Origin of the sequence: Mycolicibacterium grossiae (genome assembly GCF_008329645.1) — a bacterium.
GTDB classification, from domain to species: Bacteria; Actinomycetota; Actinomycetes; order Mycobacteriales; family Mycobacteriaceae; genus Mycobacterium; species Mycobacterium grossiae.
Genome location: NZ_CP043474.1, coordinates 1,970,462 through 1,996,987, shown reverse-complemented (window position 1 = coordinate 1,996,987; position 26,526 = coordinate 1,970,462). Strand labels below are relative to the sequence as shown.

Sequence of the window (26,526 nt, the reverse complement as noted above, 5' to 3'; positions counted from 1 at the left end):
CTAGAGGCTGCAGCCGATCAGGCACGGCTCCGGTGTGAGATCGATCCCGAACGCTGCGCGGACCCCGTCGCGCACCGTCCTGGCCAGCGCCAACACGTCCGCGGTGGTGGCCGCGCCGCGGTTGGTGAGGGCCAGCGCGTGCTTGGTCGACAGCCGCGCCGGCGCGTCCGCACCCGGGAACCCCTTGCCGAAACCGGCGTTCTCGACCAGCCAGCCCGCGGCGAGCTTCACCCCGTCGGGCGCCGGGTAGTTCGGCACGGCCACCGCGCTGGCGGCGCGGATCCGGTCGAAGTCGGCGGCGCTGACCACCGGGTTGGTGAAGAACGAGCCGACGCTCCAGGTGTCCGGGTCGGCGGCGTCGAGCACCATGCCCTTGGCGCCGCGCAGCGCGAGCACCGCCTCGCGCACCCGCGCCGGGTCGGTCCGCGTCCCGGGGTCGACGCCGAGGGTGCGGGCGAGTTCGCCGTACCGGATCGGGGCGCTGCGGCCGGCGGGGTCGAGGGTGAATTCGACCTCCAGCACGACGGCATCGCGGATCCCCTTCCCGTCGCTTCGCTCGCCCCAGGAGTTCTTCAGCACGCTGTGCCGGTAGCCGAACTCCAGGTCGGCCGGCGGCACCCAGGCGTCGCGACCGGTGCGCCGGTCCAGCAGCCGGACCGCGGTGATGGTGTCGGCGACCTCGGCGCCGTAGGCCCCGACGTTCTGCACCGGCGTCGCTCCCGTGGAGCCGGGGATGCCGGACAGGCACTCCAGCCCGCCGAGGCCGTGGCGCAGCGACGTCGCGACGACGTCGTCCCACACCGCGCCCGCCTCGGCGCGCAGCACGGGGCCGTCCACGGTGACGCCGGTGGTGGCAACGCGCACCACGGTGAGGTCGGCCAGGTCGTCGGCGAGCAGGACGTTCGAGCCGCCCGCCAGGATCAGCACCCCCGGCGCGTCGGCGAGGTCGCGCAGCACGGCGATCAGCTGCTCGGTGGTCGTGCACGTGACGACCCGACGCGCGACGGGCCCGACGCGCAGCGTGGTCAGCGGCGCGAGCGGCACGTCGTGCGTCACCGACGCGCCCGCCATGTATCCCGCCACGTGCTCCGCCACCACGGGCCCCAACGGTAGCGTGACCACCCATGCCACGTTCGTTCGACATGTCCGCCGACTACGAGGGCAGCGTCGATCAGGTGTTCGCGGCGTTCGGCGACCGCCGGTACTGGCTGGCGCGGCTCGCCGACTCGGGCGCCGACGACGCCACCCTCGACACGATGACCGTCGACGCCGACGGTGGTCTCGCGGTGGTGACGACGCAAACGCTGTGGGCCAGCCGGCTGCCCGGTCTGGTGGCGCAGTTCCACCACGGCGACCTGAGCTTCGTGCGCGAGGAACGCTGGACGGCGCTGCGCGACGGCGAGGCGACGGCCGCGGTGACGGGCACCATTCCGGGCGCGCCGGCGTCGCTGAGCGGCACCGCGGTGCTGTCCGGCGCCCCGACCGGCTCCCGGCTGACGTTCACCGCCACCGTCGAGGTCCGCATCCCGCTCGTCGGCGGCAAGGTGGAGAACTTCGTCGGCAGCCAGCTGGCGGAGCTGATGATCGCCGAGCAACGCTTCACCACCGGGTGGATCCAGGCCAACGGCTGAGCCCCCCGGCGTGGGGCGGGGTCGCTGCGCTGCGCCGACCCTACGATCGACGTCATGGCTGGGCCCATCGGACAGCTCACCCGCGGCACCACCGGCTACAACCGGCTGCGCCGCAGTGACCGGTGGCTGGTGCACTCGGCGCGGGTGCGCGCCGCGCTGCAGTCCGCCGCCGACCCCCTCGTCGTCGACCTCGGCTACGGGGCGCTGCCGGTGACGACGCTCGAACTGGCCGCGCGGCTGCGCGTGGTGCGACCCGACGTCCGCGTGGTCGGCCTGGAGATCCATCCCGAGCGGGTGCGGCTCGCCCGCACCGTCGCCGGCGCGCGCACCGACGTGGAATTCGACCTCGGCGGCTTCGAGTTGGGCGGTCGCACACCGGTGTTGGTGCGCGCCTTCAACGTGCTGCGGCAGTACGACGAGGCCGCGGTGCCGGACGCCTGGGACCGCATGATGCGCAGCCTCGCGCCGGGCGGGCTGATCGTCGACGGCACGTGCGACGAACTCGGCAGGCGGTGCTGCTGGGTGCTGCTCGACGCGGTGGGGCCGGTGAGCCTGGTGCTGGCGTGCGACCCGTTCGCCATCGAGACGCCGTCGGACCTCGCCGAGCGGCTGCCCAAGGTCCTCATCCACCACAACGTCGACGGCGAGCCGGTGCACGCATTGCTCGCCGCCGCCGACCGGGCGTGGGCGACGGCCGCGGCGCACGGCGTGTTCGGCTCGCGGGTGCGCTGGCGGGCGATGCTCGACGTGCTGCGCCGGCAGGGCTGGCCGGTGGCTCCGCCGCGGCGGCGGATGCGCGACGGAGTGCTGTCGGTGCCGTGGGAGACCGTGGCCCCCCTGCAGCACCGTCCGTAACCTGGTCGCATGCGGATCGCCCTGGCGCAGATCACGTCCGGCACCGACCCGGCGGCCAACCTCGACCTCGTCGAGGAGTACACCCGGCGGGCCGCAGGCGACGGCGCCTCACTGGTGCTGTTCCCCGAGGCGACGATGTGCCGGTTCGGCGTGCCGCTGGGGCCGGTCGCCGAACCGCTGGACGGGCCGTGGGCCACCGCCGTGCGCGACATCGCCCGGCGTGCCGGCGTGGTGGTCGTGGCCGGCATGTTCCGCCCCGCCGCCGACGGCCGGGTCACCAACACGCTGCTGGCGACCGGCGCGGGCGTCGATGCGCACTACGACAAGATCCACCTCTACGACGCGTTCGGCTTCGCCGAATCACGCACCGTCGCACCGGGTTTCGAGCCCGTCACGATCAGCGTCGACGGCACCGTCGTCGGGCTCACCACGTGCTACGACGTGCGGTTCGGCGAGCTGTACGTCGAGCTGGCCCGACGCGGCGCGTTGCTCGTGACCGTGCACGCGTCGTGGGGGTCGGGCCCGGGCAAGCTCGAGCAGTGGACCCTGCTCGCGCGGGCCCGGGCGCTCGACACCGGGACCGTCGTCGCGGCGGTCGGCCAGGGGTATCCGGGCGACGAGATCGCCGCCAAGGGACCGACCGGGGTCGGCGGCAGCCTGGTGGTGTCGCCGTTCGCCGAGGTCCTCGCCGACGCCGGCGCCGAACCCGAACTCCTCGTCACCGACGTCGACCTCTCGGGCGTGCCGGAGGCCCGCGAGACGCTGGGGGTGCTGCGCAACCGCACCGAGGCCGCTCGGTGGAGTAGGGCAGAATCGCGGGCGTGACCGATCCGTGGGCCCGTCCGGCCAATCAGCCCCCGCAGGGGCCGCACCCGTCGGGTGACGCGCCGACCCAGCAGTTCGGGACGCCGGGGAACCCACCGCCCCCTCCCCCGCCGCCGGGCCAGGGTCCGTCCGGGCAGGTTCCGCCGCCGCCGGAGTCGCCGCGGCGCGGCTCGCGGTTGCGCCGGCTCTTCCGCGATCCGCTGTCGATCACGCTCGTCGTGGTGATCGTGCTGGCCCTGGTACTCGCCGGCATCGTCGGTGCCGAGCTGTACGCTCGCCACCTCGGCGACCAGGAGGTCGCCCGGGCCACCGAGTGCGTGGTGCAGGACGAGGTCTCGGTGTCGTTCGGACCGCGGCCGTTCCTGCTGCAGCACTTCAGCGGCCACTACAGCGGCATCCACATCACCACGGCGGGCAACCAGCTGCGCGAGGCCAAGGGCATGAAGGCCGACATCGTGATCGACGACGTCCGGGTGTCCGACAGCGCCGACACGGCAGGCACCATCGGGTCGCTGAACGCCACCATCACCTGGCCGTCGGACAGCATCAAGGAGACGCTGCAGAGCAACATCCCGCTCATCGGCAGCTTCATCAACGGCATCAGCACCGACGCGTCGGAGGGCACCGTCACGCTCGAGGGAGCGCTCGGCGACATCGTCAGCAAGCCCAAGGTGGTCGACGGCGCCATCTCGCTCGAGGTGGTGTCACTGACCGGGCTGGGCTTCACCCTGCCGCGCGAGGCCGTGCAGCCCGCGCTCGACGCCTTCAGCGCGACGCTGACCAAGGACTACCCGCTCAACGTGCGCGCCGACAGCATCGAGGTCACCGACACCGGCATCACCAGCAAGTTCTCCGCGCAGAACGCGACGATGCCCAAGGGCGGCCAGAGCGACGACGCCTGCTTCGCAGGGGTCTAGGCGAGGGTCTAGTCGGGCAGTCCGTCCAGCACGGCGCGCGTACCGGACAGACCCAGCCGGGTCGCTCCGGCGTCGAGCATCGCGACGGCGTCGGCCGCGGTGCGGATGCCGCCGCTGGCCTTGACGCCGATCGCCGGCCCGACGGTGGCGGCCATCAGGCGCACCGCGTCCAACGATGCGCCACCTGCCGGGTGAAACCCCGTCGAGGTCTTGACGAAGTCGGCGCCCGCGTCGACGGCCGCACGGCAGGCTGCGGCGAGCGCGTCGGCGCCGGCGAGCGCCAGCAGCGCCGCGGACTCCACGATCACCTTGAGCACGGCGTCGGGTGCGGCGGCGCGGACTGCGGCGACGTCGTTGCGGACGGCCGCGACGTCACCGGCCACGGCGGCTCCGACGTCGATGACCACGTCGATCTCACCGGCACCCGCGGCGACCGCCAGCGCGGCCTCACGGGCCTTAATCTCCGCGGCGTGCTTGCCCGAGGGGAAGCCGGCCACGGCCGCCACGGTCAGGTCGGCGGGGCCGGCGTGGCGGACGGCGTCCAGCATCGTCGGCGACACGCAGACCGCCAGCACCCCGAGGGCGCGGGCGTCGGCGACGAGCGCGGCGACGTCGGCCGCGGTGGCCTCGGGCTTGAGCAGGGTGTGGTCGACCAGCCCGGCGACCCGGGCCCGCGTCCACGCCATCAGAAGGGCTCTTCGGTGCCGCCGGGGTTGCAGCGGGTGGTGAACATCGTCGCGTCGTCGACCTCGGGACGCCACGGTTCGAGGTTCCAGCTCGTCTTGCCGGGTTGGGCGGTCTCGGCGAACTGCCAGTGGCACAGGAATTGCGCGCGCATGCCGGGCACGTCGGCGTCGGGCGCCAGGGCGAGCACCTCGCGCCACGCCTCGTCGCCCTGGGCAATGGTGCCGGGGACGGCGGACGTCGCCCGGCCGGCGGGCGTCGGGTAGACCCGCAGGCTGTTGAGGTCGCCCCACTTCGCCCACACGGCGCGGGCGACGTACGGCGGATCTGCCACCGGGTCAGCCGACGCCGGGGCGGCGGTCGGGACGGCGGACAGGAGGGAGGCCGCGAGCACGGCGGCCGCGGCGAGGGAGCGGGTGCGGGTCACTTAGCGGGACTTGCCCTGCACGTCGAGCACCTTGGGCCGGACGTCGACGATGTAGACGCCCGCGGCGCACGCGACGATCGCGGAGCCGACCGGGGCGCCGAGGATGAATGCCAGGAGCGCGGTGCCGCCGATGATGGCGAGCCAGACCGGCTTGCTGAGCTTCTCGGCCGCGGTGAAGGCGTCGGGACGCTGGCTGGCCGCGTGCACGAAGGCGTACGCGGCCATGGCGAGGGCCGCCACCTGAATGGCGAAGAGGACGTAACCCATCAGGTACTGAGGCTCCACGCCTCAAGCCTAAGCGGGTTACGTCCCCTCGTGCCATCGGGGCCGCGGGCGGCCCGTCGGACCTACTTCTGGGTGACCTTCTTGGCCGGCGCCTTCTTGGCCGGGGCCTTCTTGGCGGGGGCCTTGGCCGGAGCCTTCGCCGGGGTCACGGCGGGGGCCTCGGCGGCAGGCACCTTGACGGCGGCCTTCTTGGCGGGAGCCTTCTTGGCCGGGGCCTTCGCGGGCGCCTTGGCCGGAGCCTTCTCGGCGGCCTGCTTCACCGGCTCGGCGGCCTTCTCGGCACGCTTGGGCAGCTCGACGCCGACCAGCTTGGCCGCGCGCTCGCCGACGGCGCGGGTCTGGGTGGCGACGGTGCCCAGGGCCTCCTGGGTCAGCTCGACGGCCTGGTCGGTGACGGTCTCCACGCGGGTGGCGGCGTCCTCGAGGGCCGGCTGGTTGCGCAGCCGCTCCAGCGCGGCCTCGCCGCGCTCGACGAGCCGGTTGTAGGTGGCCGTCGCGGTCTCGGCGTAGCCCTCGGCCGCCTTGCGCAGCTCGTCGGAGTTGAGCCGGTCGCGGATCTGGTCGACCTGGCTGGGCAGCTCGTCCTGCAGCTTGGTCAGATTGGCGCGGGCCTCCTCGACGCGGGCCTCGGCGTCGGTGCGGGCCTCGCCGGCACGATCGCGGAGCGCGGCGACGATCTCGTTGACCGTGGCGAGCGCCAGGTCGGCGGCGCCGACGGCGGCGAGCAGCGGGGCCTTGGGGTCGTCGATGTTGGGCTGGTTCTTCTCGGCCATGTCAGGCATTCCCTTCTTGGGTGGTGGTGGGTCGGTGTTTCGGTCGGTGTCGTCGAACGTTCGTCACTCCGTCGTTGGCTCCTCACCGGCTTCGAGGGCCAACGCCTCGTTCTGCTGACGGAAGGACGTGTAGATGTCGAGCAGCACCTGCTTCTGCCGCTCGGTGATCGTGGTGTCCCCCACGATCGCGTCCCGGACCTCGCCGCGTTCGGCCGGTTCGAGCATCCCGGCCTGCACGTAGAGGACCTCCGCGGACACCCGCAGCGCCTTGGCGATCTGGCTCAGCACGTCGGCCGACGGCTTGCGCAGACCCCGCTCGATCTGGCTGAGGTAGGGGTTGCTGACCCCGGCCTGCTCGGCGAGCTGCCGCACCGAGACCTGCGCGGCTTCCCGCTTGGCGCGGATGAAGCTGCCGATGTCCTGCGCGGCGTTCGACGCAGCCGAGGTGACGACCGTGGCCAGGTTCTCGTCCTGCGACATGTCACCCCCTCGTCCGTGGTTGTCCGTTCGTCGTCGACATCAACCGTAGGTCGAGGTGCTAACTTTTGCAAGCACCTGCTAGCGCAGGTCAGAACAGCAGCTGGGCTATCGAGTAGATGACGAGGCCCGCGAGCGAGCCGACCACCGTGCCGTTGATGCGGATGAACTGCAGGTCACGGCCGACGTGCAGCTCGATGCGGCGGCTGGCCTCCTCGGCGTCCCACCGCTCGACGGTCTCGGTGATGATCGCCGTGATCTCCGTCCCATACTGCGCGACCAGGTGCTTGGCCGCCCGCACGATCCAGGCGTCCACCTTGTCGCGCAGCTCGGCATCGTCGCGCAGGGACTCCCCGATGTGGACGGTGGAGTCCGCCACCCGCTGGCGCAGTGCCGACGAGGGATCGTCGACCGACTCGAGGATGATCCGCTTGGCCGCACCCCATGCGGTCTCCGCGGCGCGGCTCACCTCGTCGCGCGCCATGATCTGGTCCTTGACCCTCTCGGCCCGCGCGATGGTCGCGTCGTCGTGCTGCAGGTCGTCGGCGAACTCGAAGAGGAACTTGGTCGCCGAGCGGCGCAGCTCGTGGTCGGGGTTGCGGCGCACCTTGTCGGTGAAGTCCATCAGCTCGCGGTGGATGCGGTCGCCCACCAGGTTGTCCACCCAGCGCGGCGACCACGTCGGCGAATCGCGGGAGATGACGCGCTCGATGGTGTCGCCGGCGTTCAGCGACCACTCGAAGGCGCGGTCGGCCAGCAGCTGCAGCAGCGCCTCCTGGCGGTCCTCCTCCAGCAGCGACGCGAGCACCCGGCCGATCGGCGGGCCCCACTGCGGCTCGGCGACGCGCTTGACGATCATGCGGTCCAGCAGCTGCTGCACGTCGTCGTCGCGCAGCATCTCCACCAGCACCCGCAGCACGGTGGCGGCCTCGCCGGCGACCCGCTCGGCGTTCACCGGCTCGGCGAGCCACTTGCCGGTGCGACTGGCGACGTCGGCGTCGCGCACCTTGGTCTCGATGATCTCCGGGGACATGAAGTTCTCCCGGACGAACTCGCCGAGGCCCTCACCGAGCTGGTCCTTCTTGCGCTTGATGATCGCGGTGTGCGGGATCGGGAGGCCCAGCGGGTGCCGGAACAGCGCCGTCACCGCGAACCAGTCGGCCAGCGCGCCGACCATGCCGGCCTCGGCGGCGGCGCGCACGTACCCCACCCAGCCGGGGGCGCCCTGGGACTGCGCCCAGGTGCAGCCGAGGAAGATCACCGTCGCGCCGAGCAAGAAGCCCAGGGCGACGGCCTTCATGCGGCGCAGCGCGCGGCGGCGTTCGGCATCGGCCGCGCTGTCCGCCCCCGCGAAGGATTCGGCGAAGCTGCGGCGCTGCTCGGACGTGGGTCGAAGGCTCACGCCCACCATGATCCCCCAGATCGGCCGCGCTCAACCCTCCCGCCAGGCCGGTTACAGATAACTTCCGTACTATCGAGACGACACGCAATTGGGATTCGGGGAGCAGTGGCACAGCAGATGCAGACGCGGCCGGCGAAGACGGACGGTCGCAAGCGGCGCTGGCACCAGCACAAGGTCGACCGCCGCAACGAGCTGGTGGACGGCACGCTGGAGGCCATCCGCCGCCTCGGCAGCAACGTCTCCATGGACGAGATCGCCGCCGAGATCGGCGTCTCCAAGACCGTGCTCTACCGGTACTTCGTCGACAAGAACGACCTCACCACCGCGGTGATGATGCGGTTCGCCCAGACCACCCTTATCCCGAACATGGCCGCGGCGCTGATGAGCAACCTCGACGGTTTCGCGCTGACGCGCGAGATCATCCGCGTCTACGTCGACACCGTCGCCGCCGAGCCGGAGCCGTACCGCTTCGTCATGGCGAACAGCTCGGCGTCGAAGAACAAGGCCGTCGCGAACTCCGAGCAGATCATCGCCCGCATGCTGGCCGTCATGCTGCGGCGCCGCATGGCCGCGGCGGGCATGGACACCAGCGGCGTGGAGCCCTGGGCCTTCCACACCGTCGGCGGGGTGCAGCTGGCGACGCACTCCTGGATGTCGAACCCGCGGATGACGTCGGGCGAACTCATCGACTACCTGACGATGCTGTCGTGGAACGCGCTGTGCGGCATCGTCGAGGTCGGCGGATCGCTCGAGCGGTTCAACGCGATGCCGCATCCGTCGCCCGTGTTGCCCCGCCGTTTGCTTGACTGACCGGGTGACCGACAGCACGGCCCTCGCGGAGGACCTTCCGGACCTGTGGACCCACGAGCCGCACGTGCACCTGGCGTTCAAACCCGGGGACTCGGTGGCGGCGATCGACACCCGCGCGACGCCCGGCTTCCGCGGCTCGAAGTCCGACGCGCCAGCGCTGCAGGCCGAGCGCAACGAGCGCTTCGCCGTCCTGCAGGAGAAGCTGTACGCCGCCAGCCGCGCCGGCGACAACCGCAAGGTGCTGGTGGTGCTGCAGGGCATGGACACCGCGGGCAAGGGTGGCATCGTCAAACACGTCGTCGGAGCAGCCAATCCGCAGGGAATCCGATATGCGAGCTTCGGCAAGCCCACCGAGGAGGAGCTGTCGCACGACTTCCTGTGGCGCATCGAGCGGCAGCTGCCGACGCCCGGCCACATCGGGGTGTTCGACCGCTCGCACTACGAGGACGTGCTGATCGTCCGCGTGCACGACCTGGTGGCGCCCGAGGTGTGGAGCACGCGCTACGACATCATCAACGACTTCGAGAGGCGCCTGGTGCTGGACGGCACCACGATCGTCAAGGTGGCGATGTTCGTCTCGCTCGACGAGCAGCGCGACCGGCTGGCCAAGCGGCTGGACCGGCCGGACAAGTACTGGAAGTACAACCCCGCCGACATCGACGAGCGGCTGCTGTGGCCCAAGTACCAGGAGGCCTACCAGGCCATGCTCGAGCGGACCTCCACCGACTGGGCGCCCTGGCACGTGATTCCGTGCGACCGGAAGTGGTACTCGCGCCTGGCGATCACCGAGCTGCTGATCGAGGCCCTCGACGGCCTGGACCTCTCCTGGCCGCCCGCGGACTTCGACGTCGAGGCCGAGAAGAAGCGCCTCGCCGAGGCGTAGTACCTGCGCGGAGTGCACGCTTGTTGGCGGGGCTACTCGACGTTCGGGTTCGACAAGCGTGCGCTCGACGATTGGTGTCGAGTGGGTAGCCCGAACGCCCCGACGATGGATGCGTGTCCGATCCGCTGATCGTCGCCACCGACGCCCTTGCCTCGGGGCTGCTGACCCGTCGAGATCTCCGACGGCGCTACACCAAGGTGCACCGCAACGTGTACTCGCGCACCGGAGTCGACCTGAGCGCAACCGATCGCGCCCGCGCCGCCTGGCTGTGGTCGGGGCGACGGGCGACGCTGGTCGGACACTCGGCGGCCGCGATACTCGGCAGCAAGTGGATACCGCCGGAATCGCCGCCCGAGGTCGCCCACGCCCGACGGGGCGTTCCCAATGGAATCCTGCTGCGCAGCAACTGCTTTCGGCCCGATGAGCTGTGCACCGTCGACGGGATCACGTGCACCACGCCGGCGCGAACCGCCTACGATCTCGGCCGCCGACTACCGCTCGAACTCGGCGTGATCCGGATCGACGCACTGCTGAACGCCACGCGCACCAACGTTCGAGCGGTCGAGGCGGTCGCTGAGCGCTATCCCGGCGCACGTGGCATCCGAGGATTGCGACGGGCTCTCGAACTCGTCGACGCCGGCGCCGAGTCGCCGCAGGAGACGCGCCTGCGCCTACTGCTCGTCGACGGGGGCCTGCCGAGGCCGACGACGCAGATTCCCGTCCGTGACGAGGCCGGTCGCGTGCGCCGCCGGATCGACATGGGGTGGCCGACGTGGAAGGTCGGGGTGGAGTACGACGGCGAGCAGCACTTCACCGGTCCCGACGACTACGCCAACGACATCGTCCGACTCGAGTTCTTGGCCGAGCGCGGTTGGCGCATCGTGCGAGTCAGCGGGCGGCAGCTGCGCTACCAGGGCCCGGCAATCGTCGACCGGGCGCTGCGAGCACTCGTCGCTGCCGGCATGGACCCGCGACTGCACGCTTGTTGACGGTGCTACTCGGCGTTTAGGTACGACAAGCGTGCGCTCGGCGCGCCGAGGGCCTAGTAGCGGTAGAAGCCCTGGCCCGACTTCTTGCCCAGCTGGCCGGCCTCGACCATGCGCTGCAGGAGCGGCGGCGGGGCGTAGTGGGCGTCCTTGAGCTCGTCGTACATGGCGTCGGCGATGAGCTTCATGGTGTCGAGGCCGATGAGGTCGCTCAACCGCAGCGGGCCCATCGGGTGCGAGAGCCCGGCGACGATCGCGGTGTCGACGTCCTCGACCGACGCGACGCCCGACTCGACCATGCGGATCGCCGACAGCAGGTAGGGCACCAGCAGCGCGTTGACGACGAAGCCGGACCGGTCGGCGCAGCGCACGACCTTCTTGCCGAGCGTCTGGCTCGCGAACGCCTCGACGCGGTCGGCCGCCTCCGGCGCGGTGACGAGCGTGCTGACCAGCTCGACGAGCGGCAGCACCGGCACCGGGTTGAAGAAGTGCAGCCCGAGCACGCGGGCCGGGTTCTTCGTCGCAGCGGCGATCTTCATGATCGGGATGCTGGAGGTGTTCGACGCGAGGACGGCGTCGGGGTCGGTGATCACCTCGTCGAGCTGGGCGAAGAGCGTCGCCTTCACGGCCTCGTCCTCGATGATCGCCTCGATCACCAGCTGGCGGTCGGCCAGGTCGGCGAGGTCGCTGGTGTAGACGAGCCGCGCCTGCGTGATCTCGAAGTCGTCGGCGGCCAGCTTGCCCTTGGCCTTCGCCCTCTCCAGCGACGCGGTGATGCGAGCCCGGCCGGCTTCCACCAACTCCGCGGACGGCTCGTAGACCACCACGTGTGCTCCGGCCTTGGCGCACACCTCGGCGATGCCGCCGCCCATCTGCCCGGCGCCGACAATGCCGACACGCTCGATGCCGACTCGTTCGATGCTCACATCTCTCCTACCGTCGCAGCGATGAGCCCCGCCCGGGAAGCCCAGGCGGGGCTCATGCTGTCATGCGTCAACGACTCAGTGGCTCCAGGGTCAGTGGAACTGGCCCTCTTCGGTCGAGCCCGCGAGCGCGGTGGTCGACGAGGTGGGATCCACGGTGGTGGCGATCCGGTCGAAGTAGCCGGCGCCGACCTCGCGCTGGTGCTTCGTCGCGGTGTAGCCACGCTCCTCGGCGGCGAACTCGCGCTCCTGCAGCTCGACGTACGCCTTCATCTGCTCGCGGGCGTAGCCGTGGGCCAGGTCGAACATCGAGTAGTTCAGCGCGTGGAAGCCGGCCAGGGTGATGAACTGGAACTTGAAGCCCATCGCGCCCAGCTCGCGCTGGAACTTGGCGATCGTGTCGTCGTCGAGGTGCTGCTTCCAGTTGAACGACGGCGAGCAGTTGTAGGACAGCATCTGGTCCGGGAACTCGCTCTTGACGCCCTCGGCGAACTTCTTGGCCAGCTCGAGGTCCGGCGTGCCGGTCTCCATCCAGATCAGGTCGGCGTACGGCGCGTAGGCCTTGGCGCGGGCGATGCACGGCTCCAGGCCGTTCTTCACGCGGTAGAAGCCCTCGGCGGTGCGGTCACCGGTGATGAACGGCTGGTCGCGCTCGTCGACGTCGGAGGTGATCAGGGTGGCGGCCTCGGCGTCGGTGCGGGCGATGACCAGGGTCGGCACGTCGGCGACGTCGGCGGCCAGGCGGGCCGAGGTCAGGGTGCGGATGTGCTGCTGGGTCGGGATCAGCACCTTGCCACCGAGGTGGCCACACTTCTTCTCCGAGGCCAGCTGGTCCTCCCAGTGCGACCCGGCGACGCCGGCCGCGATCATGGCCTTCTGCAGCTCGTAGACGTTCAGCGCGCCACCGAAACCGGCCTCGCCGTCGGCGACGATCGGGGCCAGCCAGTTCTCCACCGAGCGGTCGCCCTCGACCTTGGCGATCTGGTCGGCGCGCATCAGCGCGTTGTTGATGCGGCGGACGACCTGCGGCACCGAGTTGGCCGGGTAGAGGCTCTGGTCGGGGTAGGTGTGGCCGGAGAGGTTGGCGTCACCGGCGACCTGCCAACCCGACAGGTAGATGGCCTTCAGGCCGGCGCGGACCTGCTGCACGGCCTGGTTGCCGGTCAGCGCGCCCAGCGCGTTGACGTAGTCGAGTTCGTGCAGCTGGTCCCAGAGCACCTCGGCGCCGCGACGGGCGAGGGTGTTCTCCTCGACGACGGTGCCCTGCAGCGCGACGACGTCGGCCGGGGTGTAGGTGCGGGTGATGCCCTTCCAGCGGGGGTTGTGGTCCCAATCGTGCTGGATCTGCTCCGGGCTCTTCGGCGTGCCCACGGTGGACATTGGTGCTCCTTCGGTTCGTCACTAGGGACGTCGAGCTGAAGTCTTGCTAACTTCAACGCGGCTTCACTGCTGTGCTGATTCGAGCATGCACTACGCCATAACCGCAGGTCCAGTCGTTTCGCTTGCCATCTTTTGCCAATACATAACGCTTGTCCGTTAAGTTTGCGAAGACCGCGAAGTGCTGAACCGGTTCAGAAGTTACCGCTGGGTAGCCGATATGCGCAGGTCAGTACGCTCGTACTGTTAAACGATCGTGATCAGAGCGGGAAGACGCACGCGACCGCCTTGGTCTCCTCGCCGACCAGATATGTGAGCGTTGTAACAGTGCGGTCGCTCAGCTCGGCGCCGAAACGGTCGGTGCTGCCGGCCGGATGGGTGTGCGTCAGGATCTCCAGCCGGTCACCCAGCGCCACCGGCAGGTCGTGCTCGATGACCACGCGCAGTGGCGCGCGCATCAGCTCGGGGTGGTCCGCCAGGTAGTCCTCCACCACGCTCCAGTACACCGAGTTGTTCATGTGGTCGAAGATGTCGATGTCGCTGACCCGCACCGGGTAGTCGCGCCGCTCGTCGGCGTCCTTGCGCCGGCCCGCGGTCAGGTAGGGCTTCCAGCGCAGCCGGTCGACGTCGGTGGTGCGACGCAGCCCGGCGAGGAAGTCGTCGGAGATGCGGGCCGGGCCCTGCGTCTCGCGGTTGATGTTGATCCAGAACGCCTCGGACTCGACGAGGCCGCCCTTGCGTCCGTCGATCCGCACGCGCATCTCGCACCAGCGGTTCGACGTCCCCGAACACCACCGTCGCAGGCGCAGGATGTCCTGGAACTCGATCGGCCGGATGACGTCGATCATCGTGCGCCGCACGATCCACAGCGGGTGGGTCTCCTGAAATCCCATCTCGCGCAGCTGGTCCGAGCCGACGTCCTGGATGTGCCGGGTCGCGGCGTCGAACTTCAGCCGACCCTCGCGGTCGACGTCGGCCACCCGCAACGGCCACTGCACGTCGAAGACGTCGGGATGCGGGTCGGGCACCGGCATCATCGTCTTCGCCAGCCCCTGGACCCCACCGCGCGACGCGTCACTGCTGCTCACGGACCCCCATGCTGCCACGAGCCCGCACCCCGTCCGGGCCGTGCCAAGGCTGCGAAGCCGCACTTCGCAGCGGCGTAGCGTGGAGTGGGTGGCCAAGACCTACGTCGGGGCGCGGGTGCGCCAGCTGCGCAGCGAACGCGGCTTCAGCCAGGCTGCGCTCGCCCAGATGCTCGACATCTCCCCCAGCTACCTCAACCAGATCGAGCACGACGTCCGGCCGCTGACCGTCGCGGTGCTGCTGCGCATCACCGAGGTGTTCGGCGTCGACGCAACGTTCTTCGCCTCCCAGGACGACACCCGCCTGATCGCCGAGCTGCGCGAGGTGTCGCTGGACCGCGACATCGGCGTGGAGGTCGATCCGGCCGAGATCGCCGACATCGTCGCCGCCCACCCGACGATGGCCCGCGCGATGGTCAACCTGCACCGCCGTTACCGGCTGACCACCACGCAGCTCGCGGCCGCCACCGAGAACCGGTTCTCCGACGGCAGCGGCATCAGTTCCGGCACCGGTGCCATCACGATGCCGCACGAAGAGGTGCGCGACTACTTCTACCAACGGCAGAACTACCTTCACGAACTCGATTCGGCCGCCGAGGATCTCACCGACCGGATGCGGATGCACCGCGGCGACCTGGCGCGGGATCTGTCCGACCGGCTCACCTCCGTGCACGACGTGCGCATCGTGCGGCGCATCGACATGGGCGACAACGTGCTGCACCGCTACGACCCCCGGACCCGGACGCTGGAGATCGGGGCGCACCTCTCGTCGGGGCAATTCGTCTTCCGGCTCGCCTCGGAGCTGGCCTATCTGGAGTACGGCAGCCTCATCGACACCCTGGTCGACGAGGGACTGTTCACCAGCGACGAGTCCCGCACGCTGGCGCGGCTCGGGCTGGCGAACTACTTCGCCGCCGCGACGGTGCTGCCCTACCGCCAGTTCCACGGCGTGGCCGAGGAGTTCCGCTACGACGTCGAGCGGCTCTCGGCGTTCTACGCGGTGAGCTACGAGACCATCGCCCACCGGCTGTCCACCCTGCAGCGGCCGTCGGTGCGTGGGGTGCCGCTGTCGTTCGTCCGCGTCGACCGTGCCGGCAACATGTCGAAACGTCAGTCCGCTACAGGTTTTCACTTCTCCTCGGCCGGCGGCACGTGCCCGCTGTGGAACGTCTACGAGACGTTCGCGAACCCGGGCAAGATTCTGGTGCAGGTCGCCCAGATGCCCGACGGCCGGGACTACATGTGGGTGGCCCGCACCGTGGAACGCCGGGCCCGGCGCTACGGCCAACCCGGCAAGACGTTCGCGATCGGGCTCGGCTGCGAGTTGCGGCACGCCCACCGGCTGGTCTACTCCGAGGGCCTCGACCTGTCGGGGGAGGCGGCGACGCCGATCGGCGCGGGCTGCCGGGTGTGCGAGCGGGACAACTGCCCGCAGCGCGCCTTTCCCGCGCTCGGCCGCGCGCTCGACCTCGACGAGCACCGCAGCACGGTGTCCCCGTATCTGGTCAAGCATCCCTAGACTCGGACCCGTGAGCACACCCGATGACAAGACCGCGGCCCGCATCCCCGATCAGGCCCCGCCCCGGATCCAGCCCGGCGGTCTGCGCGAACTCGGCCCGCTCAACTGGGTGATCGCCAAGCTGGGCGCCAAGTTCATCCGCGCGCCGCGGTTCGCCCTGTTCAACGTCGTGGGCCAGCACCAGCTGCTGTTCCTGACCTGGCTGCCCTACTCGGGGCTGCTGCTCAGCCGCGGCAAGCTGACCCGCCAGGACGCCGAGCTGGTGATCCTGCGGGTCGGCCACCTGCGCAACTGCGAGTACGAACTGCAGCAGCATCGCCGGCTCGCGCGCAGCCGCGGCGTCGACGAGGCGACGCAGGCACGGATCTTCGAAGGCCCGGACGCCGAGGGCCTCAGCCCGCGGCAGCGCACGCTGATCACCGCGACCGACGAGTTCGTCATCACCCGCTCGATGTCCGACGAGACGTGGTCGGCCCTCTCCGCGCTGCTCACCAAGAAGCAGCTCATCGAATTCTGCATGCTCGCCAGCAATTACGACGGGCTCGCCGCCACGATGGCGACGCTGCGGATCCCGCTGGACTTCCCCGACTAGAGGTAGGTCACCCCGAGCACGATCACGGTGAACAGCACGGGCGCCACCGGCAGGCACCACAGGAACCACGCCTTCGCGTCGGCCTGACGCCGGTGGTAGCGCTTGCCGAGCAGCCCGGCGAGCACGGCGACGATCAGCACCGCGCCGGAGACCGCCAGCACCCAGCTGCTCACCGACGTCGTGTCGATGGCCAGCGAGATCGCCGCCAGCCACAGCGCGTGGCCGATGACGAGCCCGCCGATCCCGGCGACGACCAAGGACCGCACGGTGGCGGTCAGAAGTTGATCATGTGGCCGGCGAGGCCGTGGAAGCACTCCTGCAGCGCCTCCGACATGGTCGGGTGGGTGTGCACGTTGCGCGCCAGCTCCGTGGCCGTGAGGTCCCACTTCTGCGCCAGCGTCAGCTCCGGCAGCAGCTCGGACACGTCGTGCCCGATGAGGTGCCCGCCGATCAGCTCGCCGTACTTGGCGTCGGCGATCAGCTTCACGAAGCCGCTGGGGTCGCCCATGCCGTGCGCCTTGGCGTTGGCGGTGAACGGGAACTTCGCGACCACCACGTCGTAGCCCTCGTCGCGGGCCTGCTCCTCGGTGAGGCCGAAGCTCGCGACCTGCGGCTGGCAGAACGTCGCGCGCGGCATCATCCGGTAGTCGCCCAGCGGCAGCGTCTCCGCACCGGCGATGGTCTCGGCCGCCACCACGCCCATGGCCTCCGCGACGTGGGCGAGCTGCAGCTTGCCGGTGACGTCGCCGATGGCGTAGATGTGCGGCTTGTTGGTGCGCATGTAGTCGTCGATCGCGATGCCGCCGCGCTCGGTGAGTTCGACGCCGGCCTTCTTCAGGTCGTAGCCGTCGACGTTGGGCACGAAGCCGATGGCCTGCATGACCTTGTCGGCCTTCAACTCGTCGGACTTGCCGTCCTTGCTGATCTTCACGGTGACCGTCGACCCGTCGTCGGTGATCGACTCGACCTTGGTGCCGGTGAGGATCTTGACGCCCAGCTTCTTGTACTGCTTCTCGATCTCCTTGGAGACCTCGGCGTCCTCGTTGGGCAGCGCGCGCGGCAGGAACTCGACGATGGTGACGTCCACGCCGTAGTTCTTCATCACGTACGCGAACTCCATGCCGATGGCGCCCGCGCCGGCGATCACGATCGAGCCGGGAAGCTCGCGCTCCATGATCTGCTCTTCGTAGGTGATGACGTTCTTGCTCATCTTCGTGCCGGGCACCAGCTTGGTGTGCGCACCGGTCGCGATGATGGCGTTGTCGAACGTGACGGTCTCGGTGTCGCCCTCGTTCAGGTCGACGGTGAGCGTGTGGTCGTCGGTGAACTTGGCGTAGCCGTGGATCTCGGTGATCTTGTTCTTCTTCATCAGGAAGTGCACACCGGTGACGCGGCCCTCGGCGACCTTGCGGCTGCGGTCGAACGCCACGCCGTAGTCGAACGACGCCTCGCCGCTGATGCCGAACTGCTTGGCCTCCTTGTGGAAGATGTGCGCCAGTTCCGCGTTGCGCAGCAGCGCCTTCGACGGGATGCAGCCGACGTTCAGGCAGACGCCGCCCCAGTACTTGGGTTCGACGATGGCGGTGTTGAGTCCGAGCTGGGCCGCACGGATGGCCGCGACGTACCCGCCCGGTCCCGCGCCGATCACGACGACGTCATAGTGAGTCACGCGTCCAGCCTAGTGGTCGCGACCCGTGCACCGGCGGGCGATCCGCTACCGGCCGAACCACCCGAAGACGTAGGACCCGTAGAGCACCGCGGCGGCCACCGTCGACGCCAGCGGCGACGACATCAGCGCGATCCCGAGCGCCGACAGCAGCGGCCTGCGGGGCGCCGTCGAGGCGATCAGCCCGCCCACCGTGCACAGCACCACCCACACCAGCGTGACGAACACCGGCGCGGTCTTGTCCAGCGCGGCGAACCACCACTCGTAGAGGCCCGCACCGGCGGCGCCGGCGACCACCCACACGCCCAGCAGCACCGCGACGAAGGTCCAGCGCTTGAGGTAGGCGTAGGTACCGGGGACGACCTCGGGCGGCGCGAACGCCGGGATGGGCTTCGACGGCGGTTCGACGGGCTCGGTGGCGGTGATCGGCTGGGCCACAGCCGCCGTCAGAGTCGTCGACCCACCGCCGTGCGGCGTCAGCGTCTCCAGCGATCCGGTGTCGAAGAGCGGCGCCCAGTGCTGGGTGGGCTCGCCGGTGTCACGCACCGGACACCGCCTGGACGGCCGCGAGCGCGCCGAACCAGCCCGGGGCGATCGACAGCACGAAAACCCCGGCGGTGGTGAGCCAGCGCCGGTGCGACAGCAGCACCAGCAGCAGGCCGACGACGCTGGGCACGCCGACGACGGCGGCGATGACGAGATCGGGGCGCACGGTGGCGGTGACGACGAGCATGGAGGCGATACCGGCCAGCAGACCCACGGCAACGCCGGTGAGCATCGCGCTGGTCAGGAGCCACGCCCGCGGTAGCGGTATCACCCCATAACGGTAAGCCCGTCCGCGGCGCTAGCCGTGGAGCCCGGCCGGGCGTGCCGCGGGCAGCGCGCAGGCGTCGACCGCGTCGGCGACGACGTGCGTCCCGGCCGACTCGGGCCGTGCGCCCGCCTCGTACTGCGCGCCCGTCAGCGCGGGCTGCTCGGCGAGCGCGCCGTTCTCCTCGGCGGTGAAGGCCCGGCCACGGGAGAGGAACCGCATGCCCTCGGGCGACTCGAGGCTGAAGCCGCCGCCGCGCCCGGGCACCACGTCGATCACGAGCTGCGTGTGCTTCCACGCGTCGAACTGCGGCCCGGAGATCCACACCGGGACGCCGTCGGCGACGTCGAGGACGGCCAGCAGCACGTCGCGGTCGCCGACGATGAAGTCACCGGCCGGGTAGCACATCGGCGACGACCCGTCGCAGCACCCGCCGGACTGGTGGAACATCAGCGGCCCGTGCCGGTCGGCCAGCCGTCGCAGCAGGTCGGCCGCGGCCTCGGTGATCAGTGCCCTGCTCGGTGCGCCCATCACCCCAGGTTAGTCCGGCGGCCACAATGGGTCCCGTGAACGACGAGCGCACGACCGACGACCCGTACCTCTGGCTCGAGGAGGTCACCGGCGACGAGGCACTCGCGTGGGTGGCCGACCACAACGCGCCGACGCTGGCCGAGTTGAGCGGCGAGCGGTTCGAGGCGATGCGCGCCGAAGCCCTCGAGGTGCTCGACACCGATGCCCGCATCCCGTACGTCCGGCGGCGGGGTGAGCACCTGTACGACTTCTGGCGCGACGCGACGAACCCGCGCGGCCTGTGGCGCCGCACGACGCTGGAGAGCTACCGCAGCGACACCCCCGAGTGGGACGTCGTGATCGACGTCGACGCGCTGGCCGCGACCGACGGCGAGAACTGGGTGTGGGCCGGCGCCGACGTCGTCGAGCCCGGTCTGGAGCGGGCGCTGGTCAGCCTGTCGCGCGGCGGCTCGGACGCCACCGTGGTCCGCGAATTCGACATGCGTACAAGGGAATTCGTACCCGACGGCTTCACGCTCGCGGAAGCCAAGACCGATGTCGGCTGGGAGGGTCCGGACACCGTGCTGGTCGGCACCGACTTCGGGCCGGGGTCACTGACCGACTCCGGCTACCCCCGCGTGGTGAAGCGCTGGCACCGCGGGCAGCCGCTCGAGCGGGCCGAGGTGGTATTCGCCGGTGAGGCATCCGATGTCAGCGTCGGGGCGGGCTTCGACCCGACGCCCGGCTTCGAACGCATCTTCATCACGCGCGCCACCGACTTCTTCAACCGCCGCCGCTACGAATTGCGCGCGGGCGACCTCCTCGAGATCGAGGTGCCCACCGACGCCGGCACGTCGATCCATCGGGAGTGGCTGCTGATCCGGCCGCGCAGCGACTGGACCGTCGGCGACACCACGTACGTCGCCGGCACGCTGCTCGCCGCCCAGTACGACGAATACTTATCCGGCGCACGGGATCTCGCGGTCGTCTTCACCCCGGACGAGCACACCAGCCTGGACGCCTACACCTGGACGCGCGACCGGCTGATCCTCGTCACGCTGGCCGACGTGGTGAGCCGCGTCGAGGTGGTGACGCCGGGGACCTGGACGCGCGAGCCGGTCGTCGGGCTGCCGCCCAACACCAGCGTGTCGGTCGTGGCGGCCGACGAATACGGCGACGAGGTGTTCTACGACTCCAGCGGATTCGACACGCCGTCGCGGCTGCTGTGGGGACCTGCGGGCGGCGAGCTGGTCGAGGTGAAGAGCGCACCGGCCTTCTTCGATGCCTCCGACATCACCGTCGAGCAGCACTTCGCGACGTCCGACGACGGTACCCGGGTGCCCTACTTCGTCGTCGGACACCGGAATTCGACGGGACCGGGCAAGACGCTGCTGGGTGGCTACGGCGGCTTCGAGGTGTCCAACACGCCGGCCTACGGCGGTGTACTCGGCCGGTTGTGGTTGTCCCGCGGCGGGACGTACGTGATGGCCAACATCCGCGGCGGCGGCGAGTACGGTCCGCGCTGGCACACCCAGGCGATCCGGGAGGGCCGGCACCTGGCCTACGAGGACTTCGCCGCGGTGGCCGCCGATCTGGTGGCGCGCGGCATCACCACCGTCGAGCAGCTGGGCGCCCAGGGCGGCAGCAACGGCGGACTGCTGATGGGCGTGATGCTGACGCGCTACCCGCACCTGTTCGGCGCGCTGGTGTGCAGCGTTCCGCTGCTCGACATGAAGCGCTACCACCTGCTGCTGGCCGGGGCGTCGTGGATGGCCGAGTACGGCGACCCCGACGACCCCGACGACTGGGCGTTCATCTCGCGGTACTCGCCGTATCAGAACGTCTCGGCCGACCGTCGTTACCCGGCGCTGCTGATGACGACCTCGACGCGCGACGACCGCGTGCACCCCGGGCACGCCCGCAAGATGACCGCGGCGCTCGAGGCCGCCGGGCACACGGTGGCCTACTACGAGAACGTCGAGGGTGGCCACGCCGGCGCCGCCGACAACGCGCAGACCGCGTTCCGCTCGGCACTGGTCTACGAGTTCCTGCACCGGACGCTCGGCGGGACCGCCTAGCGCACCGGTTCGGTGACGGTGCGCTTGCGCACCCCGCCGAGCATCGACACCACCACGCCGAAGGCGACCAGCGCGACGCCGCCGAGCAGGGTGAGGTTGAGCCAGGTGTGCAGGCTGTCGATGGCGTGCCCGACCATCACGTCGGCGACGGTGCGCACGTCGCCCTCGGTCCGGGACAGCGCGGCGTCGATCCGGCCGCGCAGCACCTCGATGGCCGCCCAGCCCGCCGCGCCGACGAGCAGCGCGGAGACGCCGAGCGCGGCGAAGGCCCTGCCGCGCGAGCGTGCGGCGGCGAGGGTGAGCAGCGCGAAGACGGCGGTGAGGACCGCGGCGCCGACGCTGACCCACGGCCCCCAGGTCGCGATCGGACGCAGCTGGCCGGGGCGCAGCGCCGAGGACTCGGGGACCGTGATCGGCACGTTGAGGGTGTCGGGCACCTGCAGGTTCAGGTTGCCCAGCGTCTCGCGCAGCGAGGGGTCCTTGAGCATCGGCGCGATGTCGACCAGCCAGCGGTCGTCGCCGGTCTCGTCGCGGCGCACCGCATCGGTGAACATCCACGTGTGGGCGATGCGGTTGGCCTGGCTGAACTGGCCGGGGAACCCGGCGTTCTGGGTGTAGCCCGTCGTGACGCTGTCGACCAGCTCGGGGTTGAGGTTGCCGTAGCCGTTGTCCGCGGCGAAGGAGACGATCTCGGTGGTCAGCAGCGACGCCATCGCCCGTTGCAGGGCCGGTTCCCGGGCCGCGGACGCGGCGAAGTCGGCGTAGCCGTCGCGGTCGACGATCGTGTGCTGCGCCCACGTGGCCGGGACGGCCACGGCGAGCGCGACCGTCGCCAGCAGCCACGTCAGCAGCGTCGCGACGAAGCGCACCGACGCGTCCTCCCTGTCCTGGGCGTGGACCCCGGCGGGGGGACCGCCTCAGTCGCCGAGCGCGCGTCCCACGATGAGGGGGTCGGGTCTACCGACCACCTCGGGGTCCTTGTTGTCGTAGTCGAACTTACTCAGCACGTGGCGCATGGCGTTGATGCGGGCGCGCTTCTTGTCGTTGCTCTTCACCACGGTCCACGGCGCGATCTCGGTGTCCGTCCAGGCGAACATGTCCTCCTTCGCCGCGGTGTAGTCGTCCCACTTGTCCAGCGACGCGAGGTCGGTGGGCGAGAGCTTCCACTGCCGCACCGGATCCACCTGGCGGATGGTGAAGCGGGTGCGCTGTTCGGCGGAGGTGACGGAGAACCACAGCTTGGTCAGGCTGATCCCGTCGTTGACGAGCATCTGTTCGAACAGCGGTGCCTGGCGGATGAACTCGGCGTGCTGCTTGGGCGTGCAGTAGCCCATCACCCGTTCGACGCCGGCGCGGTTGTACCAGGACCGGTCGAACAGGACGATCTCGCCGGCGGCCGGCAGATGCGTGACGTAGCGCTGGAAGTACCACTGCGTGCGTTCCCGCTCGGTGGGCTTCTCCAGCGCGACGACGCGCGCGCCGCGGGGGTTGAGGTGCTCCATGAACCGCTTGATGGTGCCGCCCTTGCCCGCGGCGTCGCGGCCCTCGAAGACGATGACGTGCCGGTGCCCGTGTGCCTGGCTCCACTTCTGCAGCTTCAGCAGCTCGATCTGCAGCAGCCGCTTCTGCGTCTCGTACTCGTCGCGGTGCATGCGCTCGTCGTACGGATAGTTCTCCCGCCACGTGTCGACGACCTCCCCGCTGGGCTGCAGCACCAGCAGGGGGTCGTCGTCATCGTCGTCGCGGACGGTGTAGCCGGTCGAGTCCAAGGTCACCTGCCAGAAGCTAGCCACCGCCGCGTACGCGGCGGTGTCGTCGAGGTGAACGGACGGTGGCCGCTACCACGGTGCGGCGGCCCTACTTCGCCATGCGCTTGGGCCGGATGAGCGCGAGCTTCGTCATCATCGTGTTCATCGTCTTCAGGGCGCGCTGGCTGTTGTTGTAGTAGTTGCCGCCGGCGCCGACGGTGGTCCTGGGCGCCACCACGGTCTCGATGCGGCAGTACTTGCGCAGTCCCTCGGGCCCGCCGAACCGCGCGCCGATCCCGGAGGACTTCCAGCCGCCCATCGGCGCGGTGGTGCACATCAGGTTGGAGATGACGTCGTTGATGTTGACGCCACCGCAGTCGAGTTGCAGCGCAACGTCGTTGGCGCGTTCCAGATCCTTCGAGAACACCGCGGCGCTCAGCCCGTACGGGCTGTCGTTGGCCAGGCGGACGGCCTCGGCGACGCTACGCACCTTCATGATCGGCAGCGTGGGGCCGAAGGTCTCCTCGGTCATGCACAGCATCGAGTGGTCGACGTCGACGAGCACGGTCGGCGGGTAGAAGCTGCCCGGGCCTGCCGTGCGCGACCCGCCGGTGAGTGCCTTGGCGCCTTTGGCCAGCGCGTCGGCGACGTGCCGCTCGGTGACCGCCACCTGGCTCTCGTCGATGAGCGCGCCGAAGGCGTTGCCCTCACCGGCACCCACCTTGAGCTTGCGGACGTCGCGCACCACGGCGTCGACGAACTGGTCGTAGACCTGCTCGAGGACGTACACGCGCTCGACCGACACGCAGGTCTGCCCGGCGTTGAAGAACGCGCCCCACACCGCGGCGTGCGCGGCGAGGTCCACGTCGGCGTCCTCGAGCACCAGCATCGGGTCCTTGCCGCCGAGTTCCAGGCTCACCGGGACCAGGCGCCGGGCCGCGCGCTCGGCGACCTTCGCGCCGGTGGCCGACGAGCCGGTGAACTGGATGTAGTCGCTGACGTCGATGACGGCCTCGGACACCGCGCGGGCGCCCTGGGCGAGTGCCAGCACCTCGGGGGCGCCGGAGTCGATCCAGCCGCGCATCAGGACCTCGGCGGTCAGCGGTGTGCGCTCGGACGGCTTGAGCAACACCGCGCAGCCGGCGGCGAGCGCGCCGATGGCGTCCATCAGGGCGTTCGCCACCGGGTAGTTCCACGGCGCGATGATGCCGACGACCGGGCGCGGCCGGTAGTGCACGGTGACCTTCTTGATGGACAGGAAGGGCAGCGACGCGCTGCGCGGCTCGGGCGCCAGCGCCTTCTCCATGGTGCGCACGTAGTACGACAGGATCATCAACAGCAGCGGCACCTCCTGCGCCGCGTCCACCGCCGACTTGCCGGTCTCCTTGATGAGCAGCGCCTCGATCTCGTCGCGGTGCTCGCCCAGCCACACCGCGTACCGCGCCAGCACCTTCGCGCGCCCGGCGGCCCCCCGGGCCTCCCAGCTGCGCTGCGCCTGCCGCAGACCCGTGGCGATGCGGGTGACGTCGGCCGGATCGGTCCACCGGACGGTGCCGGCGACGGCTCCGGTGGCCGGGTTGAGGATGGTGGCGGTGCCCTCGTAACTCGGGTTGGTGTCAACCTCGGGAGTTGCAGTCATGGGGCCATGTTAACCACTTCTGTGACGCAGATCGCAGCGGGGTTGACACCCGTCAAGTCCGAACGCCCAGACGGCCAGGCACACCACCGACGTCGCCAGCAGCAGCGCGCCGACGGTGTCGGTGAAGTAGTGGTACGTGAACGCCTGACCGAGCGCCGCGAGCACCGCGAGGACCGCCGCGGCGGCCATGGCCCAGACCCGGGCACCGAGCACCAGGACCGCCATGGCGAGCACCACCACGGTCATCGTCACGTGTCCGCTCGGGAACGCGAGGCTCGGCGGGTGCTCTCCCTTGGTCCGGCCGAACACCCGCTTGAGCACCCGCATCGCGACGAGCGCCACCGCGGGCGTCACCACCATCGCCGCGGCCAGCCGCCATCGCCGCCGCCACAGCGCCACCGCGAACGCCACCAGCAGCAGCCCGACGACGAGCGTCGGCTCGGTGAAGATCAGCAGCCGGTGCAGACCGCGGTGTTCGGCGCCGGTGCGGATGAACCAGTCGTCGACCCGGGTGGACCGCGTGCCGACCGCCAGGCCCAGCAGGACCAGCGCGGGCAACCCGATGAACGGCCACCAGCGCACGACGCGCCCGTTCATTCAGCCGGCGATGCCCCGAACGTAGGCGGCCTGACCGAGATGCTGCGCGCAGTCGTCGATGATGCTGACGATCCGGGCGCTGGCGGTCACCGGCGGCGTCCAGCGCCGGTCGACGATGCGGTTCAGTTCCTCGGCGGTGACGCCCGCGACGAACTCGAGCGTCACGCGGTGCACCGCGTGGTAGTAGCCGGACAGCAGGTCGGCGGGCGCGCGCACCTTGCCGACCTCCTCCGGGGTGAAGCCATACCCGTGCGCGTCGCGCGGCAGGTCGAGGCCGAAGCGGTCGACCCAGCCCTCGCGAAACCACACCTGCTCCGTGCCGGCGACGTCGCACAGCTGGGCGTCCTGCACGCGGGCGCTGTGCCACAGCAGCCACGCGATGCTGTTGGCCTCCGGGGTCGGCCGGTAGGACGACAGCTCGTCGGTGAGCCCGTCGGTGATGTCGTCGACGTGCTCGATCAGCCGGGTGAACGCGTCACGCAGCAGCTCGCGGACGGCGTCGGACGGGGTTGCGTCGGATGCGGTGTCGGCCATGGATCCCGACGCTACGCCTGTGCGCCGGCGACGGCCCGTCAGTGCTGGGACCCCGGCCCCCCGCCGTGGAAGACCGCCTCCACGTTGTTGCCGTCGGGGTCGCGGACGAAGGCGCCGTAGTAACTGGGGTGGTACTCCGGCCACAGTCGCGGCTCGTGCAGCGGTTCGGCGCCGAGCGCCAGCGCGGTCCGGAAGAACGCCTGCACGGCTTCGGGACTCGGGGCGACGAATGCGGTGTGCACCTCGCGGTTGGGGCCGGCGGCGCCGCCCGCCGAGGCGTCGGCGATCCAGAAGGTCGGATGCCCGCCGGTGCCGTAGCCGATCGCCACCTCCACGTCCATCTGCCGGGTGTAGTCGAGCACCCCCAGCACCTTGTCGTAGAAGTCCTTCGAGGCGTCCCAGTTGGCGCAGTTGATGCCGACGTGGTCGATCATCCGGCCATGGTCGCACGAATCGGATCACGGCCCGGCGGCATCCACGGCTCCTTGGTGC

At 70.5% G+C, this 26,526-nt stretch carries 31 protein-coding genes; 10 read left to right on the top strand and 21 right to left on the bottom strand.

Going from position 1 to position 26,526, the window contains the following annotated elements; translation table 11 throughout:
- A complete protein-coding gene (locus FZ046_RS09595; protein ID WP_070354135.1) occupies window positions 1-1,071 on the bottom strand; it encodes a UDP-N-acetylmuramate dehydrogenase in 1,071 nt (356 codons plus the stop codon).
- 53 nt (window positions 1,072-1,124) lie between these two features.
- Between FZ046_RS09595 and FZ046_RS09590 the strand changes: the two genes are divergently transcribed.
- The 4 genes from FZ046_RS09590 to FZ046_RS09575 are packed head-to-tail and all read left to right on the top strand — an operon-like array spanning window position 1,125 to window position 4,228.
- Window positions 1,125-1,631, top strand: a complete 507-nt coding sequence (locus FZ046_RS09590; RefSeq protein WP_070354100.1) for a DUF2505 domain-containing protein — start codon at window positions 1,125-1,127, stop codon at window positions 1,629-1,631.
- A gap of 54 nt (window positions 1,632-1,685) precedes the next feature.
- Window positions 1,686-2,486 carry a methylase gene (locus FZ046_RS09585; RefSeq protein WP_070354101.1) on the top strand — a complete coding sequence of 267 codons (801 nt, stop codon included), beginning with the start codon at window positions 1,686-1,688 and terminating at the stop codon, window positions 2,484-2,486.
- 9 nt (window positions 2,487-2,495) lie between these two features.
- Complete coding sequence (locus tag FZ046_RS09580; protein WP_070354102.1) at window positions 2,496-3,311, top strand: carbon-nitrogen hydrolase family protein; 816 nt, start codon at window positions 2,496-2,498, stop codon at window positions 3,309-3,311.
- Window positions 3,308-4,228 carry an LmeA family phospholipid-binding protein gene (locus FZ046_RS09575; RefSeq protein ID WP_149484237.1) on the top strand — a complete coding sequence of 307 codons (921 nt, stop codon included), beginning with the start codon at window positions 3,308-3,310 and terminating at the stop codon, window positions 4,226-4,228. Before FZ046_RS09580 ends, FZ046_RS09575 begins: the two co-directional genes overlap by 4 nt.
- Before the next feature lie 8 nt (window positions 4,229-4,236).
- Here the strand turns inward: FZ046_RS09575 and deoC are convergent, their stop codons facing one another.
- The 6 genes from deoC to FZ046_RS09545 all read right to left on the bottom strand — a co-directional run bounded on the left by deoC (window position 4,237) and on the right by FZ046_RS09545 (window position 8,276).
- Window positions 4,237-4,914 carry a deoxyribose-phosphate aldolase gene (gene deoC / locus FZ046_RS09570; protein ID WP_070354104.1) on the bottom strand — a complete coding sequence of 226 codons (678 nt, stop codon included), beginning with the start codon at window positions 4,912-4,914 and terminating at the stop codon, window positions 4,237-4,239.
- Window positions 4,914-5,339, bottom strand: coding sequence for a DUF2599 domain-containing protein (locus FZ046_RS09565; protein WP_070354105.1), 426 nt, complete (start codon window positions 5,337-5,339; stop codon window positions 4,914-4,916). Before FZ046_RS09565 ends, deoC begins: the two co-directional genes overlap by 1 nt.
- Window positions 5,340-5,606 carry a DUF2516 family protein gene (locus tag FZ046_RS09560; RefSeq protein ID WP_176749589.1) on the bottom strand — a complete coding sequence of 89 codons (267 nt, stop codon included), beginning with the start codon at window positions 5,604-5,606 and terminating at the stop codon, window positions 5,340-5,342. It lies immediately after the preceding gene.
- Between the two features lie 80 nt (window positions 5,607-5,686).
- A complete protein-coding gene (locus tag FZ046_RS09555) occupies window positions 5,687-6,397 on the bottom strand; it encodes a heparin-binding hemagglutinin (RefSeq protein ID WP_070354107.1) in 711 nt (236 codons plus the stop codon).
- Window positions 6,398-6,460: 63 nt separating this feature from the next.
- Window positions 6,461-6,877 carry a helix-turn-helix domain-containing protein gene (locus FZ046_RS09550; RefSeq protein ID WP_070354108.1) on the bottom strand — a complete coding sequence of 139 codons (417 nt, stop codon included), beginning with the start codon at window positions 6,875-6,877 and terminating at the stop codon, window positions 6,461-6,463.
- An 88-nt stretch (window positions 6,878-6,965) separates the two neighbouring features.
- Window positions 6,966-8,276: a DUF445 domain-containing protein gene (locus tag FZ046_RS09545; RefSeq protein ID WP_246182949.1), complete on the bottom strand. Its 1,311-nt coding sequence runs from the start codon at window positions 8,274-8,276 to the stop codon at window positions 6,966-6,968.
- A 117-nt stretch (window positions 8,277-8,393) separates the two neighbouring features.
- Between FZ046_RS09545 and FZ046_RS09540 the strand changes: the two genes are divergently transcribed.
- The 3 genes from FZ046_RS09540 to FZ046_RS09530 all read left to right on the top strand — a co-directional run bounded on the left by FZ046_RS09540 (window position 8,394) and on the right by FZ046_RS09530 (window position 10,958).
- Entirely contained in the window at window positions 8,394-9,086 is a 693-nt protein-coding gene (locus tag FZ046_RS09540; RefSeq protein WP_099045972.1) for a TetR/AcrR family transcriptional regulator, read from the top strand.
- A gap of 4 nt (window positions 9,087-9,090) precedes the next feature.
- Complete coding sequence (locus FZ046_RS09535; RefSeq protein ID WP_070354111.1) at window positions 9,091-9,969, top strand: polyphosphate kinase 2 family protein; 879 nt, start codon at window positions 9,091-9,093, stop codon at window positions 9,967-9,969.
- 113 nt (window positions 9,970-10,082) lie between these two features.
- Window positions 10,083-10,958, top strand: a complete 876-nt coding sequence (locus FZ046_RS09530) for an endonuclease domain-containing protein (RefSeq protein WP_070354112.1) — start codon at window positions 10,083-10,085, stop codon at window positions 10,956-10,958.
- 53 nt (window positions 10,959-11,011) lie between these two features.
- On the opposite strand, the gene FZ046_RS09525 is transcribed toward FZ046_RS09530, so the two are convergent.
- From FZ046_RS09525 to FZ046_RS09515, 3 genes are all read right to left on the bottom strand, one after another.
- Window positions 11,012-11,827: a 3-hydroxybutyryl-CoA dehydrogenase gene (locus FZ046_RS09525; RefSeq protein WP_070354136.1), complete on the bottom strand. Its 816-nt coding sequence runs from the start codon at window positions 11,825-11,827 to the stop codon at window positions 11,012-11,014.
- A 144-nt stretch (window positions 11,828-11,971) separates the two neighbouring features.
- A complete protein-coding gene (gene aceA, locus FZ046_RS09520; protein ID WP_070354113.1) occupies window positions 11,972-13,258 on the bottom strand; it encodes an isocitrate lyase in 1,287 nt (428 codons plus the stop codon).
- A gap of 257 nt (window positions 13,259-13,515) precedes the next feature.
- Complete coding sequence (locus tag FZ046_RS09515; RefSeq protein ID WP_070354137.1) at window positions 13,516-14,292, bottom strand: acyl-[acyl-carrier-protein] thioesterase; 777 nt, start codon at window positions 14,290-14,292, stop codon at window positions 13,516-13,518.
- A 139-nt stretch (window positions 14,293-14,431) separates the two neighbouring features.
- Here FZ046_RS09515 and ramB point away from each other — a divergent pair, with 139 nt between their 5' ends.
- Window positions 14,432-15,859 (top strand): acetate metabolism transcriptional regulator RamB, encoded by a 1,428-nt coding sequence (gene ramB / locus FZ046_RS09510; protein WP_070354138.1) that lies wholly within the window; start codon window positions 14,432-14,434, stop codon window positions 15,857-15,859.
- Window positions 15,860-15,869: 10 nt separating this feature from the next.
- The gene (locus FZ046_RS09505; RefSeq protein ID WP_246182948.1) at window positions 15,870-16,451 is read left to right on the top strand and encodes a carboxymuconolactone decarboxylase family protein; all 582 of its coding nucleotides are present in this window, start codon (window positions 15,870-15,872) and stop codon (window positions 16,449-16,451) included.
- Here FZ046_RS09505 and FZ046_RS09500 read toward each other — a convergent pair.
- From FZ046_RS09500 to FZ046_RS09480, 5 genes are read right to left on the bottom strand one after another with little or no spacing between them, the layout of a single operon-like run.
- A complete protein-coding gene (locus FZ046_RS09500) occupies window positions 16,448-16,717 on the bottom strand; it encodes a hypothetical protein (protein ID WP_070354114.1) in 270 nt (89 codons plus the stop codon). The genes FZ046_RS09505 and FZ046_RS09500 overlap by 4 nt on opposite strands.
- An 8-nt stretch (window positions 16,718-16,725) precedes the next feature.
- Window positions 16,726-18,120, bottom strand: a complete 1,395-nt coding sequence (gene lpdA / locus FZ046_RS09495) for a dihydrolipoyl dehydrogenase (RefSeq protein ID WP_070354115.1) — start codon at window positions 18,118-18,120, stop codon at window positions 16,726-16,728.
- A gap of 45 nt (window positions 18,121-18,165) precedes the next feature.
- The gene (locus FZ046_RS09490) at window positions 18,166-18,663 is read right to left on the bottom strand and encodes a hypothetical protein (RefSeq protein ID WP_070354116.1); all 498 of its coding nucleotides are present in this window, start codon (window positions 18,661-18,663) and stop codon (window positions 18,166-18,168) included.
- Window positions 18,656-18,934 (bottom strand): putative holin, encoded by a 279-nt coding sequence (locus FZ046_RS09485; RefSeq protein WP_070354117.1) that lies wholly within the window; start codon window positions 18,932-18,934, stop codon window positions 18,656-18,658. The genes FZ046_RS09490 and FZ046_RS09485 overlap by 8 nt, the downstream gene beginning before the upstream one ends.
- 27 nt (window positions 18,935-18,961) lie before the next feature.
- The gene (locus FZ046_RS09480) at window positions 18,962-19,459 is read right to left on the bottom strand and encodes a DUF779 domain-containing protein (RefSeq protein WP_070354118.1); all 498 of its coding nucleotides are present in this window, start codon (window positions 19,457-19,459) and stop codon (window positions 18,962-18,964) included.
- A gap of 26 nt (window positions 19,460-19,485) precedes the next feature.
- On the opposite strand from FZ046_RS09480, the gene FZ046_RS09475 reads away from it, so the two are divergent.
- Entirely contained in the window at window positions 19,486-21,516 is a 2,031-nt protein-coding gene (locus tag FZ046_RS09475; protein WP_070354119.1) for a prolyl oligopeptidase family serine peptidase, read from the top strand.
- Here the strand turns inward: FZ046_RS09475 and FZ046_RS09470 are convergent.
- The 6 genes from FZ046_RS09470 to FZ046_RS09445 all read right to left on the bottom strand — a co-directional run bounded on the left by FZ046_RS09470 (window position 21,513) and on the right by FZ046_RS09445 (window position 26,468).
- Entirely contained in the window at window positions 21,513-22,385 is an 873-nt protein-coding gene (locus FZ046_RS09470; protein WP_070354120.1) for a hypothetical protein, read from the bottom strand. The two genes, FZ046_RS09475 and FZ046_RS09470, sit on opposite strands and share 4 nt — an antisense overlap.
- A 48-nt stretch (window positions 22,386-22,433) precedes the next feature.
- Window positions 22,434-23,291 carry a polyphosphate kinase 2 gene (gene ppk2 / locus FZ046_RS09465; RefSeq protein WP_070354140.1) on the bottom strand — a complete coding sequence of 286 codons (858 nt, stop codon included), beginning with the start codon at window positions 23,289-23,291 and terminating at the stop codon, window positions 22,434-22,436.
- An 82-nt stretch (window positions 23,292-23,373) separates the two neighbouring features.
- Window positions 23,374-24,903 carry an aldehyde dehydrogenase family protein gene (locus FZ046_RS09460; RefSeq protein WP_070354121.1) on the bottom strand — a complete coding sequence of 510 codons (1,530 nt, stop codon included), beginning with the start codon at window positions 24,901-24,903 and terminating at the stop codon, window positions 23,374-23,376.
- A 9-nt stretch (window positions 24,904-24,912) separates the two neighbouring features.
- Complete coding sequence (locus FZ046_RS09455; RefSeq protein ID WP_099045966.1) at window positions 24,913-25,500, bottom strand: phosphatase PAP2 family protein; 588 nt, start codon at window positions 25,498-25,500, stop codon at window positions 24,913-24,915.
- Entirely contained in the window at window positions 25,501-26,034 is a 534-nt protein-coding gene (locus tag FZ046_RS09450; RefSeq protein ID WP_070354122.1) for a mycothiol transferase, read from the bottom strand.
- A 38-nt stretch (window positions 26,035-26,072) separates the two neighbouring features.
- Complete coding sequence (locus FZ046_RS09445) at window positions 26,073-26,468, bottom strand: VOC family protein (RefSeq protein ID WP_070354123.1); 396 nt, start codon at window positions 26,466-26,468, stop codon at window positions 26,073-26,075.
- Between the last annotated feature and the right edge of the window lie 58 nt (window positions 26,469-26,526).

Coding starts and splice junctions, on each gene's coding strand:
- FZ046_RS09595 (WP_070354135.1), bottom strand. CDS start 1,071: ATGGCGGGCGCGTCGGTGACGCACGACGTGCCGCTCGCGCCGCTGACC.
- FZ046_RS09590 (WP_070354100.1), top strand. CDS start 1,125: ATGCCACGTTCGTTCGACATGTCCGCCGACTACGAGGGCAGCGTCGAT.
- FZ046_RS09585 (WP_070354101.1), top strand. CDS start 1,686: ATGGCTGGGCCCATCGGACAGCTCACCCGCGGCACCACCGGCTACAAC.
- FZ046_RS09580 (WP_070354102.1), top strand. CDS start 2,496: ATGCGGATCGCCCTGGCGCAGATCACGTCCGGCACCGACCCGGCGGCC.
- deoC (WP_070354104.1), bottom strand. CDS start 4,914: ATGGCGTGGACGCGGGCCCGGGTCGCCGGGCTGGTCGACCACACCCTG.
- FZ046_RS09560 (WP_176749589.1), bottom strand. CDS start 5,606: ATGGGTTACGTCCTCTTCGCCATTCAGGTGGCGGCCCTCGCCATGGCC.
- FZ046_RS09555 (WP_070354107.1), bottom strand. CDS start 6,397: ATGGCCGAGAAGAACCAGCCCAACATCGACGACCCCAAGGCCCCGCTG.
- FZ046_RS09550 (WP_070354108.1), bottom strand. CDS start 6,877: ATGTCGCAGGACGAGAACCTGGCCACGGTCGTCACCTCGGCTGCGTCG.
- FZ046_RS09540 (WP_099045972.1), top strand. CDS start 8,394: ATGCAGACGCGGCCGGCGAAGACGGACGGTCGCAAGCGGCGCTGGCAC.
- FZ046_RS09525 (WP_070354136.1), bottom strand. CDS start 11,827: ATGGGCGGCGGCATCGCCGAGGTGTGCGCCAAGGCCGGAGCACACGTG.
- aceA (WP_070354113.1), bottom strand. CDS start 13,258: ATGTCCACCGTGGGCACGCCGAAGAGCCCGGAGCAGATCCAGCACGAT.
- FZ046_RS09515 (WP_070354137.1), bottom strand. CDS start 14,292: ATGATGCCGGTGCCCGACCCGCATCCCGACGTCTTCGACGTGCAGTGG.
- FZ046_RS09480 (WP_070354118.1), bottom strand. CDS start 19,459: ATGGGCGCACCGAGCAGGGCACTGATCACCGAGGCCGCGGCCGACCTG.
- FZ046_RS09475 (WP_070354119.1), top strand. CDS start 19,486: ATGGGTCCCGTGAACGACGAGCGCACGACCGACGACCCGTACCTCTGG.
- FZ046_RS09460 (WP_070354121.1), bottom strand. CDS start 24,903: ATGACTGCAACTCCCGAGGTTGACACCAACCCGAGTTACGAGGGCACC.
- FZ046_RS09455 (WP_099045966.1), bottom strand. CDS start 25,500: ATGAACGGGCGCGTCGTGCGCTGGTGGCCGTTCATCGGGTTGCCCGCG.
- FZ046_RS09450 (WP_070354122.1), bottom strand. CDS start 26,034: ATGGCCGACACCGCATCCGACGCAACCCCGTCCGACGCCGTCCGCGAG.
- FZ046_RS09445 (WP_070354123.1), bottom strand. CDS start 26,468: ATGATCGACCACGTCGGCATCAACTGCGCCAACTGGGACGCCTCGAAG.